The 16,431-nt window shown below is 68.8% G+C and carries 13 protein-coding genes; 10 read left to right on the forward strand and 3 right to left on the reverse strand.

The genetic code is table 11. The annotated features are described in order from the left end of the window. Nucleotides 1-15 precede the first annotated feature (15 nt). The 5 genes from T8K17_RS09565 to T8K17_RS09585 all read left to right on the forward strand — a co-directional run bounded on the left by T8K17_RS09565 (nucleotide 16) and on the right by T8K17_RS09585 (nucleotide 6,099). The gene (locus T8K17_RS09565) at nucleotides 16-1,197 is read left to right on the forward strand and encodes a YbfB/YjiJ family MFS transporter (protein ID WP_322334277.1); all 1,182 of its coding nucleotides are present in this window, start codon (nucleotides 16-18) and stop codon (nucleotides 1,195-1,197) included. 34 nt (nucleotides 1,198-1,231) lie between these two features. After that, complete coding sequence (locus tag T8K17_RS09570) at nucleotides 1,232-2,263, forward strand: glycosyltransferase (protein WP_322334278.1); 1,032 nt, start codon at nucleotides 1,232-1,234, stop codon at nucleotides 2,261-2,263. A gap of 77 nt (nucleotides 2,264-2,340) precedes the next feature. Beyond that, entirely contained in the window at nucleotides 2,341-3,108 is a 768-nt protein-coding gene (locus tag T8K17_RS09575) for a glycosyltransferase family 2 protein (RefSeq protein ID WP_322334279.1), read from the forward strand. Next, entirely contained in the window at nucleotides 3,108-4,784 is a 1,677-nt protein-coding gene (locus tag T8K17_RS09580) for a glycosyltransferase family 39 protein (RefSeq protein ID WP_322334280.1), read from the forward strand. Before T8K17_RS09575 ends, T8K17_RS09580 begins: the two co-directional genes overlap by 1 nt. A 97-nt stretch (nucleotides 4,785-4,881) precedes the next feature. After that, entirely contained in the window at nucleotides 4,882-6,099 is a 1,218-nt protein-coding gene (locus T8K17_RS09585; protein ID WP_322334281.1) for a CoA transferase, read from the forward strand. A 115-nt stretch (nucleotides 6,100-6,214) separates the two neighbouring features. On the opposite strand, the gene T8K17_RS09590 is transcribed toward T8K17_RS09585, so the two are convergent. After that, nucleotides 6,215-7,279 (reverse strand): P1 family peptidase, encoded by a 1,065-nt coding sequence (locus T8K17_RS09590; RefSeq protein WP_322334282.1) that lies wholly within the window; start codon nucleotides 7,277-7,279, stop codon nucleotides 6,215-6,217. Between the two features lie 111 nt (nucleotides 7,280-7,390). Here T8K17_RS09590 and T8K17_RS09595 point away from each other — a divergent pair, with 111 nt between their 5' ends. Next, nucleotides 7,391-8,455, forward strand: a complete 1,065-nt coding sequence (locus tag T8K17_RS09595; protein ID WP_322334283.1) for a putative zinc-binding peptidase — start codon at nucleotides 7,391-7,393, stop codon at nucleotides 8,453-8,455. Nucleotides 8,456-8,494: 39 nt separating this feature from the next. Here T8K17_RS09595 and T8K17_RS09600 read toward each other — a convergent pair whose 3' ends face one another. Continuing rightward, complete coding sequence (locus tag T8K17_RS09600) at nucleotides 8,495-8,689, reverse strand: hypothetical protein (protein WP_322334284.1); 195 nt, start codon at nucleotides 8,687-8,689, stop codon at nucleotides 8,495-8,497. Between the two features lie 405 nt (nucleotides 8,690-9,094). Between T8K17_RS09600 and T8K17_RS09605 the strand changes: the two genes are divergently transcribed. Further along, a complete protein-coding gene (locus T8K17_RS09605; RefSeq protein ID WP_322334285.1) occupies nucleotides 9,095-10,657 on the forward strand; it encodes an acetolactate synthase large subunit in 1,563 nt (520 codons plus the stop codon). A gap of 281 nt (nucleotides 10,658-10,938) precedes the next feature. Here the strand turns inward: T8K17_RS09605 and T8K17_RS09610 are convergent, their stop codons facing one another. Then, a complete protein-coding gene (locus T8K17_RS09610) occupies nucleotides 10,939-12,222 on the reverse strand; it encodes a M20 family metallopeptidase (RefSeq protein ID WP_322334286.1) in 1,284 nt (427 codons plus the stop codon). Nucleotides 12,223-12,374: 152 nt separating this feature from the next. Between T8K17_RS09610 and T8K17_RS09615 the strand changes: the two genes are divergently transcribed. The 3 genes from T8K17_RS09615 to T8K17_RS09625 all read left to right on the forward strand — a co-directional run bounded on the left by T8K17_RS09615 (nucleotide 12,375) and on the right by T8K17_RS09625 (nucleotide 16,368). Then, nucleotides 12,375-13,511, forward strand: a complete 1,137-nt coding sequence (locus T8K17_RS09615; protein ID WP_322334287.1) for a hypothetical protein — start codon at nucleotides 12,375-12,377, stop codon at nucleotides 13,509-13,511. A 277-nt stretch (nucleotides 13,512-13,788) separates the two neighbouring features. Further along, entirely contained in the window at nucleotides 13,789-15,159 is a 1,371-nt protein-coding gene (locus T8K17_RS09620) for a cystathionine beta-synthase (RefSeq protein ID WP_322334288.1), read from the forward strand. A 15-nt stretch (nucleotides 15,160-15,174) separates the two neighbouring features. Beyond that, the gene (locus tag T8K17_RS09625) at nucleotides 15,175-16,368 is read left to right on the forward strand and encodes a cystathionine gamma-synthase (RefSeq protein WP_322334289.1); all 1,194 of its coding nucleotides are present in this window, start codon (nucleotides 15,175-15,177) and stop codon (nucleotides 16,366-16,368) included. Nucleotides 16,369-16,431: the final 63 nt, after the last annotated feature.

Here is a 16,431-nt window from a genome sequence, read left to right on the forward strand (position 1 = left end):
GCCTAGCTTGGGGGCATGAGCGAGATGACGACAGCGGCCGGTCGCACCGGCGAGATGCCCTGGCGGGCGGTGAGTGCCGCCTGCGCCGCCATGCTGGTCGGGATCGGCCTGGCGCGGTTCGCCTATACGCCCCTGATCCCCGCGGTGGTCGAGGCCGGCTGGTTCGAACCGGCGGCCGCCCTGTATCTCGGCGCGGCCAACTTGCTCGGCTATCTGGCCGGGGCGGTGCTCGGCAACCGGCTGTCGGGCCGGTTCGGCGCGGTGCCCGTGCTGCGCTGGTCGATGGCGGCGTCCGCCGTCTCCCTGCTGGTCTGCGCCGAGCCGCTGGGCTTCCTGTGGGTCTTCGTGTGGCGGCTGGTGGCCGGGATCGCCGGCGGCGCGCTGATGGTGGTGGCGGCGCCGACGGCGCTGGCCCGGGTGCCCCAGGGCCGGCGCGGGCTGGCCGGCGGGCTGATCTTCACCGGCGTCGGGCTCGGCATCGCCATTTCCGGCACCCTGGTGCCGACCCTGCTGCAGGTCGGGCTGGAACAGACCTGGCTGGCACTGGGCGGCCTCTGCGCCCTGTTGACCGCCCTGGTCTGGACCTGGTGGCCGGACGGCGCCGTGCCGCGCAAGGTCGGGGGAGCGCGGGCGGCGAGCGGCGGTGCCGTGATCGCGCTGCTGGCGGTCTACGGCCTGATCGCCGCCGGTCTGGTGCCGCACATGGTGCTGCTGGTGGACTACGTGGTGCGTGGGCTGGAGCGGTCCTTCGCCCTGGGGGCGGCGGTCTGGATCGCGCTCGGCATCGGTGCCGCCTGCGGGCCGACCCTGGCCGGGCGTCTGGCCGACCGGATCGGTTTCGCCGCCGGGCTGCGGCTCTATCTGGTGGTCGTCGGCCTCGCCATCGTCGCGTTGGCGGTCGGCGTCGGCGAGATCGGCCTGTTCGTCTCCGCCGTGGTCGGCGGCGCCTCCATTCCCGGCGTGGTGCCGCTGGTGCTCGGCCGCGTCCACGACCTGGTGGAGGACCCGGTGGCCCGGCTCGGCACCTGGGGGCGGGCGACCATGGCCTTCGCGGTGGGGCAGGCGGCAGGCGCCTACGGCTTCTCCGCCCTCTACGACCGGGTCGGCTCCTATCCGCTGATCTTCGCGCTCGCCGCCGGGCTGATGGCCCTGGCCCTGGCGATCGACCTTGTGTGGGTGCGCCGCCCGACGCCATAGTGCGGCCCGACCGACACCCACACGGACCGGGCCCGTGCGCATTCTCTCGATCCTCGCCGGTGCCGCCAATGGCGGGGCCGAGACCTTCTTCGTCACCCTGACCAAGGCCCTGGCCGAGGCGGGGGAGGACTCCCGCGCCGTCATCCGTCCGAACCCGCCGCGCCGGGCCGATCTGGAGGCGGGCGGCGTGCCGGTGTCCGAAGCGCCGTTCGGGTCCTGGCTCGACTTCCGCACCAAGCCCGCCCTGCGCCGCGTGGTGTCGGAGTTCCGGCCCGAGGTCGTGCTGTCCTACATGAGCCGGGCCAGTTCCTTCATGCCCGACGGCGACCACGCCAAGGTCGCCCGCCTCGGCGGCTTCTACGACCTGAAATACTTCCGCAACTGCGACCACCTGGCCTGCATCACCGAGGGCATCCGCCGCCACGTGATCGAGCACGGCTGGCCCCAGGATCGCTGCAGCGTGATCGCCAACTTCGCCGAGCGCGACGACAGCCCGGCCGCCGACCGCGCCGCCCTGGGCGTGCCGCAGGGGGCGACCGTGGTCTTCACCCCGTCGCGCCTGCATAAGGTGAAGGGCTTCGACGTGCTGATGCAGGCGGCGGTAGACCTTCCGACCGTCCATCTGTGGATCGCCGGCAGCGGCCCGGAGGAGGCGGCTCTGAAAGCGCTTGCCGGCGAGCTCGGCATCGCCGACCGGGTGACGTTCCTCGGATGGCGGCGCGACACCGGCGCGTTCTTCCGGAGCTGCGACATCGTCGCCTTCCCCTCGCGCCACGAGCCGTTCGGCACGGTGACGCTGGAGGCCTGGGCCTATGGCAAGCCGCTGGTCACCACCGACGCGGACGGCCCGGCCGAGTTCGTGCGCGACGGCCAGGACGGGCTCATCGTGCCGAAGGGCGAGGCGGCTCCGCTACACGACGCCCTGCGCCGGGTGATGGAGGAGCCGGGGCTGGCACAGAAACTTGTCGATGCCGGCACGGCGCGGCACGCGGCGGACTTCACACAGGCCGCCTGCGTCGCCAATTACAGGGCGCTGTTCCGGCGGCTTCGCGGCATGGGTGCCTGAGGAGCCGGGCTTCATCATCGCCTTGTCCTGGCGGATCTGCTAGGAGAGGCGCCACACCCTGTCCTTGCGCCCGGCCGATGTCCGATACCCAGCCCGCCAATCCGTCCCAGCCCGCGCTCAGCGTCATCGTCCCGGTCTGCGACGAGGCCGGCGCCATCGCCTCGCTGCTCCAGGAGATCCTCGACAAGGTGGGCATCGCCTATCGGGTGGAGGTGATCGTCGTCGACGACGGCAGCCGGGACGGCACCGACGGCATCGTCGCCGACCTGTCGGCAAAGGATCCCCGCATCACCCTGATCCGCCACACGGCGCGCTCCGGCAAGAGTGCCGCGCTGCGCACCGGTGCCATGGCCGCGACCTCGCTCTGGATGGCGACGATCGACGGCGACGGCGAAAACGATCCGGCCGACGTGGTCGCCATGGCCTCGCAGATCGACGCCACCACCGTGGGCCGGGTCGGCCTGGTCGCCGGCATCCGGCGGCGGCGCACGGCGGGTATCCGGCGGCTGATCGCCTCGCGCATCGGCAACGGGGTGCGCCGCTTCCTGCTGCGCGACGACTGTCCGGACACCGCCTGCGGCCTCAAGGTCCTGCCGCGCCCGCTGTTCCTGGCCTTCCCCTATTTCGACAGCCTGCACCGCTACCTGCCGGCGCTGACCAAGCGCTACGGCTACGACACGCTGCACGTCTCGGTCGACGACCGGCCGCGCATGGCTGGGCAGTCGAAATACACCAATATCGGCCGCGCCCTGGTCGGCATTGTCGACCTGCTGGGCGTGGTCTGGCTCCTGCGCCGCACGACCGTCGGCGCCAACCCCGTTGCGGAAGCGGATCGCACCCCATGATGCCCGTTATGCCTCAGGCGCCGGACAGTCTGTCGGCCCGCCAATGGCTTCTGATCCTGGTGATCGCCGTGGCGGCGCTGATGCCCGGCATCTTCCAGATCCCGGCCATGGACCGCGACGAGGCACGCTATGCCCAGGCGTCGCGCCAGATGCTGGAGAGCGGCGATCTGGTCGATATCCGCTTTCAGGACGTGCCGCGCCATGTGAAGCCGGTGGGCACCTACTGGCTGCAGGCGGCCAGTGCGGAGATTCTTGGCGGCGGACCGCAGGCAGGGATCTGGGCGTACCGCATGCCATCCCTGCTGGCGGCGCTCGGCATCGTCGCCATGACCGCCTGGTTGGCCGCGAGGCTCGGCGGGGCGACGGCCGGCGTGGCGGCGGGGATCGTCATGGCCCTGGCGCTGATCACCGGCGTGGAGGCGCGGACGGCCAAGACCGACGCCCTGCTGGTCGCCGCGATCCTGGCGGCGCAGATCGCGCTGCACCGCATCGCCACACACCCGGACCGGCCCGACGGCTTCTTCGGCGGCGGCCTGCGCTCGCCGGCCGCCTTCTGGCTGTTCCATGGGATCGGGCTGCTGATAAAGGGTCCGATCGTCACCCTGGTGGCGGGCACGACCATCGCCGCCTGGTGCCTGTGGAACCGGGACCGGGAACTGCTGCGGCGGCTGTACTGGCTGCCGGGCGTGGCGCTGACCCTGGCCGTTGTCGCCCCCTGGGTGATCGCGATCACCATGAAGGTGGGGCCGGGCTTTCTGCAGGAATCCATCGGCCACGCGCTGCTGGGCAAGGTGGCGCGCGGCGACGATTCCCACGGCGCCCCGCCGGGCTATCACAGCCTGTTCTTCCTGCTGGTGTTCTGGCCGGGCACCGCGCTGGCGGCCGGCGGCGCCATGCTGGCCTGGACCCGCAGAATCTCCCCCGACATCCGCTTCCTGATCTGCTGGATCGTGCCGACGGTCGTCGTGTTCGAGGCGGTGGCGACCAAGCTGCCGCACTACACCTATCCCACCTATCCGGCGATGGCCGTGCTCGCGGGGCTGTTCCTGGCCACCGGCACCGACCTCGTCGCCGGCGGCAAGGGCCGGATCGCGCAGCGGGTGCTGGGCGTCATCGCGGTGCTGGTGAGCCTGCTGGTTGCCGCGGTGCCTGTGGGCGCGGTGATCCATCTTTCCGGCACGGTCACGCCGGCCGCCATCGCCGCCAGCGGCGTCGGCCTCGTGGTCGTCGCCCTCATGGTCCGGTTCCTGATGGACCTGTCGCTGGCCCGGCTGGTGCCGCTCGCCGCCGGTGTCTGCGTCTTCTACTTCCTGACCTTCGCGGTGGTCGCACCGTCCCTCGACCGGCTCTGGATCGCCCGGTCGCTGCAGCCGGTGGTCGCCACGGCGGCGACCTGCGAGACCGGACCGCTGGTCACCGCCGGCTTCTCCGAGCCGAGTATGGTCTTCGTTCACGGCACCAAGACCCGGCTGAGCGATGCGGTCGGCGCGGTCGATGTGCTGGAGGATCAGCCGACCTGCGCCTTGGCGGTCGTCGAACGCCGTCAGCAGGACGAGTTCCTGGCCACCGCCGCCGCCCGCGGTCTCAAGGTCGAGCCGGCGGGGCAGGTGCAGGGCCTGAACTATTCCCGCGGCAAGGAGATCGATATCACCCTGTATCGGGTGGCCCCGCGATAGGGCGGGCGCGACGGACCGGCGTTGGGGTGATGACACCACGGCCTGTCCTTCCGTAAGGTCACGGCCGTCCGTTCCGTCCCCCACCCGGAGAGCTTCCGTGTACGACCTTCTCGACCGCCTCAGCATCGTCGAGGCATCCGCCTTCGTCGCCGCCCCGCTTGCCGCCATGACCCTGGCACAGCTCGGAGCGGAGGTGATCCGGGTCGACATGATCGGCGGCGGGCTCGACTACAACCGCTGGCCGCTGTCGAAGGAGACCGGCCGCAGCCTGTACTGGGCCGGGCTGAACAAGGGCAAGAAGTCGGTGGCGGTCAACCTGCGCGATCCACGTGGCCGCGAGCTGGTGCAGACGCTGGCGACCCGCCCGGGCGAGGATACCGGCATCCTGCTGACCAATTTCGCCGGCCTTCCCTGGCTGTCCCAGGAGGTGCTGGAGGAGAAGCGGGCCGACGCCATCTCCGTCGCGGTCAAGGGCAGCCCGGACGGCTCCCCCGCCGTGGACTACACGATCAACTGCGCCGTCGGCTACCCGCACCTGACCGGGCCGGACACCACGCCGGTGAACAATGTGCTGCCGGCCTGGGACGTGGGCTGCGGTCTGCACGCGGCCCTGGCCATCGTCGCCTCGGTCGACCGGCGCAAGCGCACCGGCAAGGGCGGGCGGGCCGAGGTGGCGCTGAGCGACATCGCCATGGCCATGGTCGGCAATATGGGCCAGATCGGCGAGGTGCAGCGTAACGGCGTCGACCGCGGCCCGATCGGCAACGACCTGTACGGCGCCTTCGGCCGGGATTTCGGTACATCCGATGGCCGCCGGGTGATGATCTCGGCCATCACCGTCAAGCAGTGGAAGGGCCTGTGCCGGGTCGCCGGGATCGAGCAGACCGTTGCCGGGCTGGAGACCGCCCTGGCGGCGGACTTCAGCGACGAAGGCCAGCGCTTCGAGTGGCGCAAGGTGCTGTTCGCACTGATCGAGAAGTGGTGCGGGTCGCACAGCCTGGATGCGGTCGGCGCAGCGCTGACGGAAGCCGGCGTGACCTGGGGGCCGTATCAGACGGTGGGGCAGATGCTGGCCGACGACTGGCGCGCCTCGGAGAAGAACCCGCTGTTCCAGACGGTCAATCATCCGGAGGTGGGCGAGGTGCTCACCCCCGGCTCGCCGATCGATTTCCGCAGCCTGGAGCGCCTTCCCGTGGCCCCGGCCCCGGCGCTGGGGCAGCACACCGACCAGGTGCTGGCCGAGGTCCTGGGCCTGGACAGCGGCGCCATCGGCAAGCTGCACGACGATGGGATCGTGGCGGGTCCGGCGGCGTAGACTCCGTTCCTCCTACACCTCCCGTCATCCTGGACTTGATCCAGGATCAATATACGGACGGGTTCGCGGCATGATCCTGGATCAAGTCCAGGATGACGGCTGTGGGTGGGCGTAATTACGGGACCAGCACCTCCACAAACTCTCCCAGCGCCCGCCGGACCCGACCCTGCTTGCCCGTTCGCGGCTGGGCGGCCAGCAGTGCGCTGAGGATCGCCTCCTCCGTCGCCTCGATGGCGGCGCGGAAGAACCGGTCGATCGCGTCCTCGTGCAGCACGCTGCGGGTCATGACCTTGTTGTTCTTCGGCGCGTGCGGGATCGGCTCTGCGGTGGAGACGGCGAGCGCGATGTCGCCGCTGCCCGATCCCAGATGCGAGCCCGTGCGCACGATGCCCGCCCCCGCCCTAGTGGCGACGCGGCGGAGCTGGCGGGCGTCGAGCGGCGCGTCGGTGGCGATCAGGACGATGATCGAGCCCTTTTCCGCCCCGGCACTCTCCTCTGCGATCCGCTCGGCAATCGCCGGGCCGACCGGCCGGCCGTCGATCCGCAGATCCTCCAGCCGACCCATGTTGCACAGGGTGAGCACCCCCAGCGTGTAATCCCGCTTGCTGACCCGCACGATCCGCGAGGCGCTGCCGATCCCGCCGGCCAGGCCGTAGCAGCTCATCCCGGTCCCGGCGCCCACATTGCCCTGCTCGAACGCGGGGGCGACCGCGTCGAGGGCGGCGCGCACATGGCTCTCCTGCACGTGCAGGCCGCGGATGTCGTTCAGCCAGGCGCCGTCGTTGCATTCCATGACCACGGGGTTCACGGTGCCTGTGGTGTCGCCGATCTCCGGCGTGGTCTCCAGCATGTGGCGCACCAAAGCGGTGGCGGCGGTGCCGACCGACAGGGTGTTGGTCAGCACCACCGCGGTCTCCAGGGTGCCCAGTTCCTCGACCTGGACCAGGCCGATGCTCTTGCCGAACCCGTTCAGCACATGGGCGGCGGCCGGCAGCTTTTCGCGGAAGGCGTTGCCGTCGTGGAACCGCACCGCCGTCACGCCGGTCTGGACCGGCCCGTCGGACAGGGTGACATGGCCGACGGCGACGCCGGGAACGTCGGTGATCCGGTTGGCCGGGCCGGCCGGCATCTCGCCGACCACGATCCCGAGGCTGCGCGGTGTGAGGGTCGGAGAGGCCATGCGACGGGCTTTCTTTGTGAGTAGGGCGGAACCGGCAGGGGGCAGACCCCATATACACAATGTCCGCCCACGCCGTGAGCGCGGCATGCGCTGACCGGGGACCGAAAAAGCATGAAACTGTTCGAATGCCAGAGCTGCGGCCAGCTGCTCTATTTTGAGAATACCGTCTGCGTGCGCTGCGGCCACGCGCTCGGCTACCTGGCCGGCCAGGCCCAGCTCAGCGCCCTGGAGCCGAGCGGCGATGGACGGTTTCAGGCTCTGGGCGACACCGATCACCTGTACCGGGCCTGCGCAAATGCGGAGCATGGGGCCTGCAACTGGATGGTCCCGGCGGAGAGCGACGAGGCCTATTGCCGGGCCTGCCGGCTGAACCGGACGGTGCCCAATCTGAGCCATCCGGAGCGGTTGGAGCTGTGGCGGCCGCTGGAGGCGGCCAAGCGGCGGCTGATCTACAGTCTGCTGCGCCTCGGCCTGCCGGTGCAGAGCAAGGAGGACGATCCCGACACGGGTCTCGCCTTCGATTTCCTGTCGGCGGAGGATTCGGAGGAGCCGGTGATGACCGGCCATGCTGACGGGGTGATCACCATCGACCTGGCCGAGGCCGACCCGGTGGCGCGCGAGCGGATGCGCACCGACATGACCGAGTCGTACCGGACGCTCCTCGGTCATTTCCGCCACGAGATCGGCCATTACTACTGGGCGCTGCTGGTAGCGCCGTCGGGCTGGCTGGAGCCGTATCGCCAGCTGTTTGGCGACGACCGAGAGGACTATGCCGAGGCGCTCAAGCGGCACTACGAGACCGGGCCGAGCCCGGACTGGCGGAACAGCTATATCAGCGCCTATGCCGCCTCGCATTCCTGGGAGGATTTCGCCGAGAGCTGGGCCCACTACCTGCATATCGTCGATACGCTGGAGACCGCCCAGTCCTTCGGCCTGACGATCCGCAGCCGGGCCGGGACCGATCCCATCCTGTCCATGGAGATCGAGTTCGATCCCTACCGGGTCGCCGATTTCGACATGCTGGTGGAGGCCTGGGTTCCGCTGACGGCGGCCGTCAACAGCCTCAATGCCAGCATGGGGCAGCCGGATCTCTATCCGTTCGTGCTGGCGTCGGATGTGATCGGGAAGCTGCGCTTCATTCACAACCTGGTGCGCGGGGATGCGCCGATCGGATAGAGTCCCGGCGAGGTGAGAGGGGCGGAGCCGGGGCCGCGATCAGATCGCGGCGCCCGAGGGCGTCATGGCCGGGCCGCCTTCGCGCCACGCCGCCGTTCCCTTGCAGCGTTTGCAGATTCGCTCGCCGGCCCACTCGCTCTGGAAATCCGACTGGCAGCGCAGGCAGGAGCGGGTCCTGGGCGGGGCGGTAACGGGCGCGTCGAGCTGATCGTCGAGGGCGGAAACGGAGCTCATAGAGACATCCTCTCTTCTTGAAGACCTGCGGAGTCGAACCGTCGGCTGATCACGGTTCCGGTTTGGCTGCCTGCGAAACAGACGAAAGAACGACCCGGCGCCATACAGCACCGGGGGGAGGAAGTTTTCCGGAGCGAAAGATGCGCCGATCCGGAAATCAAGGGGCAGCCGCAGAGATATGGGGCGAGATTGAAAAAATACTATATTCGATTTTTATGACGAGAAATTTTATTTCTGATCGGGCGGGCGAATTCGACGCGTCCGCCGCCCCGTTGCGTCCCGCAAGACCGCGGCGGCCTGCGGTGTGACGGGGATGCTGCGGCAATGCGTCCGACCCCTTGCCCCACTGCCCCTGCACGGCCATGATCGCCGCTCTTTATCGTCACCCGTCGAGGACGGAATTCAATGAACGGCCCTAAGATGAACGGCGCGGAATCGCTTGTCCGCACGCTGGTGGCATCCGGCGTGGAAGTCTGCTTCACCAACCCCGGCACCTCGGAGATGCACTTCGTCGCCGCCCTCGACCATGTGGAGGGCATGCGCTGCGTCCTCGGCCTGTTCGAAGGCGTGGTGACGGGCATGGCCGACGGCTACGGACGCATGGCGGACAAGCCCGCCTCCACGCTGCTGCATCTGGGCCCGGGCCTCGGCAACGGCGTCGCCAACCTGCACAACGCCAAGAAGGCGTTCACCCCGATCGTCAACATCGTCGGTGAGCACGCCACCTATCACATCGAATACGACGCGCCGCTGACCGCCGATATCGAGGGCATCGCCCGTCCGGTCTCCGGCTGGGTGAAGACCTCGCGCTCGGCCAAGGACGTCGCCGCCGACGGTGCCGCCGCCGTCGCCGCCTCCATGGGCCCTCCGGGTCAGATCGCCACGCTGATCCTGCCGGCGAACACCGCCTGGGACGAGTCCGACGGCCCGGCCGCACCGGTGGCGCCCGGCCCCCGCTCCGGCCCCGACGCGCAGGCGGTGAAGGCCGCCGCCGAGGCGCTGATGTCCGGCAAGGAGACGCTGATCCACATGACCGGCGACGCCCTGCGCGCCGACCTGCTGGAGATCGCCGGCCGGATCCAGGCCAAGACCGGCTGCCGCCTGTCCTGCATGACCTCCAACGGCCGCTGGCAGCGCGGTGCCGGCCGGGTGTCGATCGAGCGCATCCAGTATCCGGTCGACATCGCCCTGAAGCAGCTCGAGAGCGTCAGCAACCTCGTCCTGCTCGGCGCCAAGGTGCCGGTCGCGTTCTTCGCCTATCCGGACAAGCCGAGCGTGCTGATCCCGGACGGCTGCAACGTGGTCGAGCTGGCCGACATCGCGGCCGACCACAAGGCCGTGCTGACCGCCCTGTGCGACGAGCTCGACGCCTGGGGCTGCGAGCCGAAGATTCAGGCGGCCAAGAAGCCGGGCCTGATCTCCGGCGGCGCCATCACCCCGGATTCGGTGGCCGCTGCGCTCGGCCACTACATGCCGGAGAACGCCATCATCGCCGACGAGAGCGTCACCTCCGGCCGCGGCTTCATGCCGTATACCGAGGGCGCGCCGCCGCATGACTGGCTGGCCCTGACCGGCGGCTCTATCGGCATCGGCATGCCGTATGCGACCGGTGCGGCGATCGCCTGTCCGGACCGCAAGGTGATCTGCACCGAGGGCGACGGCTCCGGCATGTACACCCTGCAGGCCCTGTGGACCCAGGCGCGCGAGGGCTGCGACGTGGTGAACGTGATCTTCGCCAACCGGTCCTACGCGATCCTGCGGCACGAGCTGACGAATGTCGGCGCGCTGAACCCGGGCCGCAAGGCGATCGACATGCTGACCCTCGACCGGCCGGCCCTGGACTGGGTGGCGCTGGCCAAGGGCATGGGCGTGAACGGCGTGCGGGTCGACGATGCCGACGGCTTCAACAAGGCGCTGGCCCGCGCCATCGCGGAGCCGGGACCGCACCTGATCGAAGCGGTGATGTGACAGAGCGGGTCGGGCGGTGGCCCGACCCGTCGACACGGCCCGGATTGAGACCGGGGATGAGGGTGAGGTCCTGTCGGATCTCACCCTTTTTCGTTTTGGTGTTCGTGGTGGATCCCCTCGCCCCCTCTGATCACTCCCCGGATTTATTCCGGGGCAACGCGTCCGCTGTCCCGATAGCGGTCGATCAAATCGGCGGCGTTAACGTCAGCTCAACCGATTGCCCCGGCACAAGGCCGGGGAGTGCGGGAAAGGTCGTGGGCGTAAGAGAGAGAGATAATCCCTCACCCGGCCGGCCGGCTGAGATACTCCGCCGCGCATAGCGCGTGGAGCTTCATCACCGCGATCGCCTCGTCCAGGGTTACGTGCTCGCTGTCGCTGCCCATGGACAGGTTCGACGGGCCGCAGATCACCGTCGGAATGCCGCGCCAGCGCCAGTAGCGGCCGTCGGTGCCGCCGAGGCTGCAGACCGGCGGGGCGTCGTTGCCCGTCAGGGCCTTCAGGCTGTTCCGCAGGATGGTGGCCATCTCGCCATAGGGATCGGTGCTGCTGGCCGGGTAGCTGTGGTCCTCATTCACAGAGAGCGTGACCTGGAACTCGGCGGCCAGGGCCTCAAGCTCGCAGCGGATCGCGTCCCGGTCGACGCCGACGGGAAAGCGCATGTCCAGATGGGCGGTGCACTCGGTCGGGATCTGGGTCGCCTTCTGGCCGCCCTGGATGATCCCGGCATTCACCGTGATACGCCGGGCGTTGTCGGCGGCACCGTTGCCGAGGCTGCGATCCGCGGCGGCGATGCTCTCCGGCGAGGTCAGGATGGTGTCGATCTCCGGCGGCAGGTCGGCGAGCTTGCGGTGAAAGCGCCGGTAGATCTCATGGATCGCGCCGGTGACCTGCTGGATCGGGTTGGGCGCGCGGTGCGGGTAGCCGCCATGGCCGCCGATCGACGTCGCGGCCAGTGAGAATCGCAGCGTGCCCTTCTCCATGAAGCGCAGCGTGTCGAGCCCGGTCGGCTCGCCGTTCAGGCAGCAGTCGCCGGTCACCACGTCTTCGTGCGCGTCGAACAGGTACTTGGTGCCGTAGCGGCCGCCCGACTGTTCGTCCGAGACGACCGTGAGGGTCAGCGCACCGTGGAGCCTGTCGCGATAGGGATGGAGCAGGCCGTAGGCCAGGATGGACGCCAGCGTGCCGGTCTTCATGTCCGAGGCACCGCGGGCGACGATCCGGTCGCCGTCGATTTCGGCCGCCCACAGTGTCTCGCCGCTGGCCGGGAACACGTCCATATGGCCGTTCAGGATCAGGTGCCGGCCGGCGGAGGCGGCGTCCCAGCGTCCGACGATGTTCGGCATGTCCTCGCGCGCCGCGAGCGTGCGGTGGGGGACGCCGAACCGGTCGAGGATACCGCGCACGAAATCGGCCGCCTCCCGCATGTCGCCCGGCGGGTTGACGCTGCGGATGCGCAGGAAGGCGCGCAGCAGGGCGATGAACTCGTCCCGCCGGGCGTCGATCTCCCGGGTGATTTCGGCCTTCATGGTGTCCGAAACGGTATCGGCGGCGGGTTGCGTCGGCATGGTGCGGTCCGGGGACGTGGCGGCGGGAGACCATCTAACGACGCCGCGCGACCGTCCGGCAAGGCACCCGATACGGACCATCCGCTCAAACTGGCGGAACGCCGCCAACCGCGCTTATAGTCCTGGCCCCGGGGTTGAAGGATAATCGGTGAATGCTGGACTCATCCAAACTCGTCGACAGCGACAAGCTCGCCGCCTCCTACCTGGCGAACGAGCTGAACTCCGGATCGACCCGGGTCTTCAACGTCGATCGGCTGCACCGTGCGATCATGACCGAGGGGGCGCCGCGGGACGAACAGCTGTTCCGCCATCCCGAGCTGCACCGGATCATCTTCATCAAGCAGGCGCTGATCGATCCGGACTATCAGAAGGACCGGCACAACCGGATCGGCACCAAGCTCTACTTCGCGTTCAACGAGGACAACGCCTTCGAGGGCGGCAAGTCGATCTTCGCCGGCGATCCGCAGTTCGACGAGGCGATGGCGTTCCAGCTCGGCTTCGACCGCAGCCGCAAGATGGCCGACTACATCCGCGACCGGGACATCATCCAGATCCTGGACAGCCTGCCCTCCCTTGACCCGTTCCTGATGCGCGACCGGCTGGAGGCGGAGGGGATGAGCGTCCATCCCGGGTATTTCGAGATCGAGGAGGAGGAGTGGCGGCAGATCCGCGAGCACGTCATGCGCCGCTTCCGCCCGATCGTCGAATTCGCCTTCGGCGGCGCCGACGCCACCAAGACCCAGGCGCGGCTGCGGTCGCTGGTGCAGAAGATCTGGGAAGCCAAGGACATGGAGGGGCTGAAGCCGATCCTCGATGCCATGGAACTCTCCACCCAGGAAGCGCCCAAGGCGCTGCATGCCTGGAAGGGCGTCATCTACTACGACTACCGCATGTCGAAGCTCGAGGGCCGGGTCCGCGATCTGGCGACCTGGCTGACCCAGTCGGCCACGCCGACCGACATGGTCCCCTCGGGCAACCGCAAGATCCTCGAGGAGATCCGCGACGGTGTGCGTCACAAGGTGCGCGACCGCTGGCAGCGCGCCCGCAGCCGGCTGCTGGAATACAACGACGCCTATACCGCCCTGTTCGTCGAAAAGCGCAGCCCCGGCCCGTTCATCGCCTTCCTGGGCCACGCGTCCGACATCTTCAACGAGCTGGGCGACGAGCTGTCCCGCCTCGATCACGCCTCGGAGGTGCGGCGGATCATCACCGACCGGCATTTCGGCGGCCGGCTGAAATACGACCCGCTGCACGACCTGCTGTCGCTGATCTACCGGATTTTGGATTAGTCGCGTCTCTTCGAACTCCAACAAATCCGACTTCCAACTCCATCCGACTTCCTGGACGCGCCGGCGCTGAGCCGGGGCGATCCAGGACCGTGCCGCTCCCGGGTCCGTGCCACGATCCTGGATCGACCTGGCGGTCGTCCAGGAAGTCGGGTTTGTTTGGGAAAGGAACGGGCGCTCATGATCCCCGGGAACGGATCTCGCGCATTGCAGGCGCTTTCGCTGTTGAGAGGTCACCCCCATATGGGCCGCTACGAGAAACGCGGCTAGGGAGACCCCAATGGCGCCCGCGACGTCGGTGCTGTCGATGATCGGCAACACCCCGATGCTGGAACTCACCCACCTGGACACCGGCCCCTGCCGGCTGTTCGTCAAGCTGGAGAACCAGAATCCAGCAGGGTCCATCAAGGACCGGATCGGCCTGTCCATCGTCGAAGCCGCCGAGCGCGACGGCTCCCTGAAGCCGGGCGGCACCATCGTCGAGGCGACGGCGGGCAATACCGGCCTCGGCCTCGCCCTGGTCGCGGCGCAGAAGGGCTACCGGCTGATCCTGGTCATCCCCGACAAGATGAGCGCCGACAAGATCCGCCACCTGCGCGCGCTCGGCGCCGAGGTGCGGCTGACCCGCTCCGACGTACCGAAGGGCCATCCGGAATACTACCAGGACATGGCCGAGCGGATCGTGAAGGAGACGCCCGGCGCGTTCTGGGCGAGCCAGTTCGACAACCCGGCCAACCCGGCGGCCCACGAGACCACCACAGGCCCGGAAATCTGGGCGCAGCTCGACGGCAAGGTGGACGCGCTGGTCGCCGGGGTCGGCTCCGGCGGCACGATCTCCGGCACCGGCCGGTTCCTGAAGTCGAAGAACCCGGCCCTGACGGTCGTGGTCGCCGACCCCGAAGGCTCGGTCGTCGCCCCGGCGGTGGAGACCGGCGAGGTGAACTACGCCGGCGGGTCCTGGCTGGTGGAGGGTATCGGCGAGGACTTCATCCCGCCGAACCTGGACCTGTCGGTGATCGACGACGGCGTGGTGGTGAGCGACGCCGAGGCCTTCGCCGCGGTGAACGACCTGCTGCGCAGCGAGGGCATCCTGGGCGGCAGCTCGACCGGCACCCTGCTGGCCGGTGCGCTGAAATGGTGCCGCGCCCAGACCGAGCCGAAGAACGTGGTCACCTTCGTCTGCGACACCGGCAACAAATATCTGTCCAAGGCCTTCGACCAGGCCTGGCTGGTCGAGCAGGGGCTGGTGAAGCGCCAGGCCGCCGGGGACCTGCGCGACCTGATCATGTACCGGGCGGATCAGGGCCGGGTGGTCTCCGTCGGGCCGCAGGACACGGTGAACACCGCCTATAACCGCATGCGGGCCAACGAGGTCAGTCAGGTCCCGGTGATGCAGGACGGCCGCGCCGTCGGCATCCTGGACGAGGAGGACATCCTGCTCGCCGTCTTCGACAAGCCGGAGGTGTTCCGGGAACCGGTCTCCAAGCACATGACCGGTCAGCTCGACGTCATCGCCGTCAACCGGCCGGTGGACGATGTGCTCGACCTGTTCCGCCGCAACGAGGTCGCGATGGTGATGGACGGGGACACCTTCCTCGGCATGATCACCAAGGTCGACCTGATCAATCACATTCGCCGATCCGTCGGCTGACGAACGGAGCTTTCCATGACCGATCCCAAGACAGCCGGCGGCAACAGGACGGGCCGCAACCGCCCGGGTTTCGCCACCCGCGCCATCCATGCGGGGCAGAGCCCGGACCCGACGACCGGCGCGATCATGACCCCGATCTACGCGACCTCCACTTATGTGCAGGAGAGTCCCGGCGTCCATAAGGGCTTCGAGTATTCGCGCAGCCAGAATCCGACCCGCTTCGCCCTGGAGGCCTGCATCGCCGATCTGGAGAACGGCGAGAAGGGCTTCGCCTTCGCCTCGGGCCTGGCGACCATCGGCACGCTGCTGGAGCTGCTGAACAGCGGCGACCATGTGATCGCCATGGACGACCTGTACGGCGGGAGCTACCGGCTGTTCGAGAACGTACGCCGGCGTTCGGCCGGGCTGGAGTTCAGTTTCGTCGACCTCTCCGATCTGTCGGCGCTGGAGGCGGCGGTCACCGAGAACACCAAGATGATCTGGGTGGAGACCCCGACCAACCCGCTGCTGAAGCTGGTCGACCTCGCCGCCATCGCGGCGTTCGCCAAGAAGCACGACCTGATCACGGTCTGCGACAACACCTTCAGCTCGCCCTATGTGCAGCGGCCGCTGGATCTCGGCATCGACATCGTCATGCACTCCACCACCAAATACCTGAACGGCCATTCCGACGTGGTCGGCGGCGTTGCCGTGGTGGCCGAGGGTCGCGAGAACCTGCGCGACAAGCTCGGTTTCCTGCAGAACGCGGTGGGATCGGTGGCGAGCCCGTTCGACAGCTTCCTGGTGCTGCGCGCGCTGAAGACCCTGCCGGTCCGCATGGAGCGGCACTGCGACAATGCCGAGCGGATCGCCGCATTTCTTGAGGCCCATCCCAAGGTCGAGAAGGTCTACTACCCCGGCCTTGCCAGCCATCCGCAGCACGAGCTCGCCAAGCGCCAGATGACCCGGTTCGGTGGCATGGTGACGGCGGTGCTGAAGGGCGGGCTGGACGACGCCCGCACCTTCCTGGAGCGCTGCGAGCTGTTCGCGCTGGCGGAGAGCCTCGGCGGGGTGGAGAGCCTGATCGAGCATCCGGCGATCATGACCCATGCGAGCGTGCCCAAGGAGATCCGCGAGGCGCTCGGGATCTCGGACGGTTTGGTCCGGCTGTCAGTCGGTATCGAGGAATGCGACGACCTGATCGCGGAACTGGAGCGGGCGCTGGGGTAACGGTGGGTGTGCAACGCACCCGGCCCGTAGACACACCCCCTGGATCAAGTCGAGGGGCTGCTC

It is taken from the genome of Thalassobaculum sp. OXR-137, assembly GCF_034377285.1.
Classification (GTDB): Bacteria; Pseudomonadota; Alphaproteobacteria; order Thalassobaculales; family Thalassobaculaceae; genus Thalassobaculum.

Coding starts and splice junctions, on each gene's coding strand:
- T8K17_RS09575 (WP_322334279.1), top strand. CDS start 2,341: ATGTCCGATACCCAGCCCGCCAATCCGTCCCAGCCCGCGCTCAGCGTC.
- T8K17_RS09625 (WP_322334289.1), top strand. CDS start 15,175: ATGACCGATCCCAAGACAGCCGGCGGCAACAGGACGGGCCGCAACCGC.
- T8K17_RS09565 (WP_322334277.1), top strand. CDS start 16: ATGAGCGAGATGACGACAGCGGCCGGTCGCACCGGCGAGATGCCCTGG.
- T8K17_RS09595 (WP_322334283.1), top strand. CDS start 7,391: ATGAAACTGTTCGAATGCCAGAGCTGCGGCCAGCTGCTCTATTTTGAG.
- T8K17_RS09600 (WP_322334284.1), bottom strand. CDS start 8,689: ATGAGCTCCGTTTCCGCCCTCGACGATCAGCTCGACGCGCCCGTTACC.
- T8K17_RS09590 (WP_322334282.1), bottom strand. CDS start 7,279: ATGGCCTCTCCGACCCTCACACCGCGCAGCCTCGGGATCGTGGTCGGC.
- T8K17_RS09580 (WP_322334280.1), top strand. CDS start 3,108: ATGCCCGTTATGCCTCAGGCGCCGGACAGTCTGTCGGCCCGCCAATGG.
- T8K17_RS09615 (WP_322334287.1), top strand. CDS start 12,375: ATGCTGGACTCATCCAAACTCGTCGACAGCGACAAGCTCGCCGCCTCC.
- T8K17_RS09610 (WP_322334286.1), bottom strand. CDS start 12,222: ATGCCGACGCAACCCGCCGCCGATACCGTTTCGGACACCATGAAGGCC.
- T8K17_RS09620 (WP_322334288.1), top strand. CDS start 13,789: ATGGCGCCCGCGACGTCGGTGCTGTCGATGATCGGCAACACCCCGATG.
- T8K17_RS09605 (WP_322334285.1), top strand. CDS start 9,095: ATGAACGGCCCTAAGATGAACGGCGCGGAATCGCTTGTCCGCACGCTG.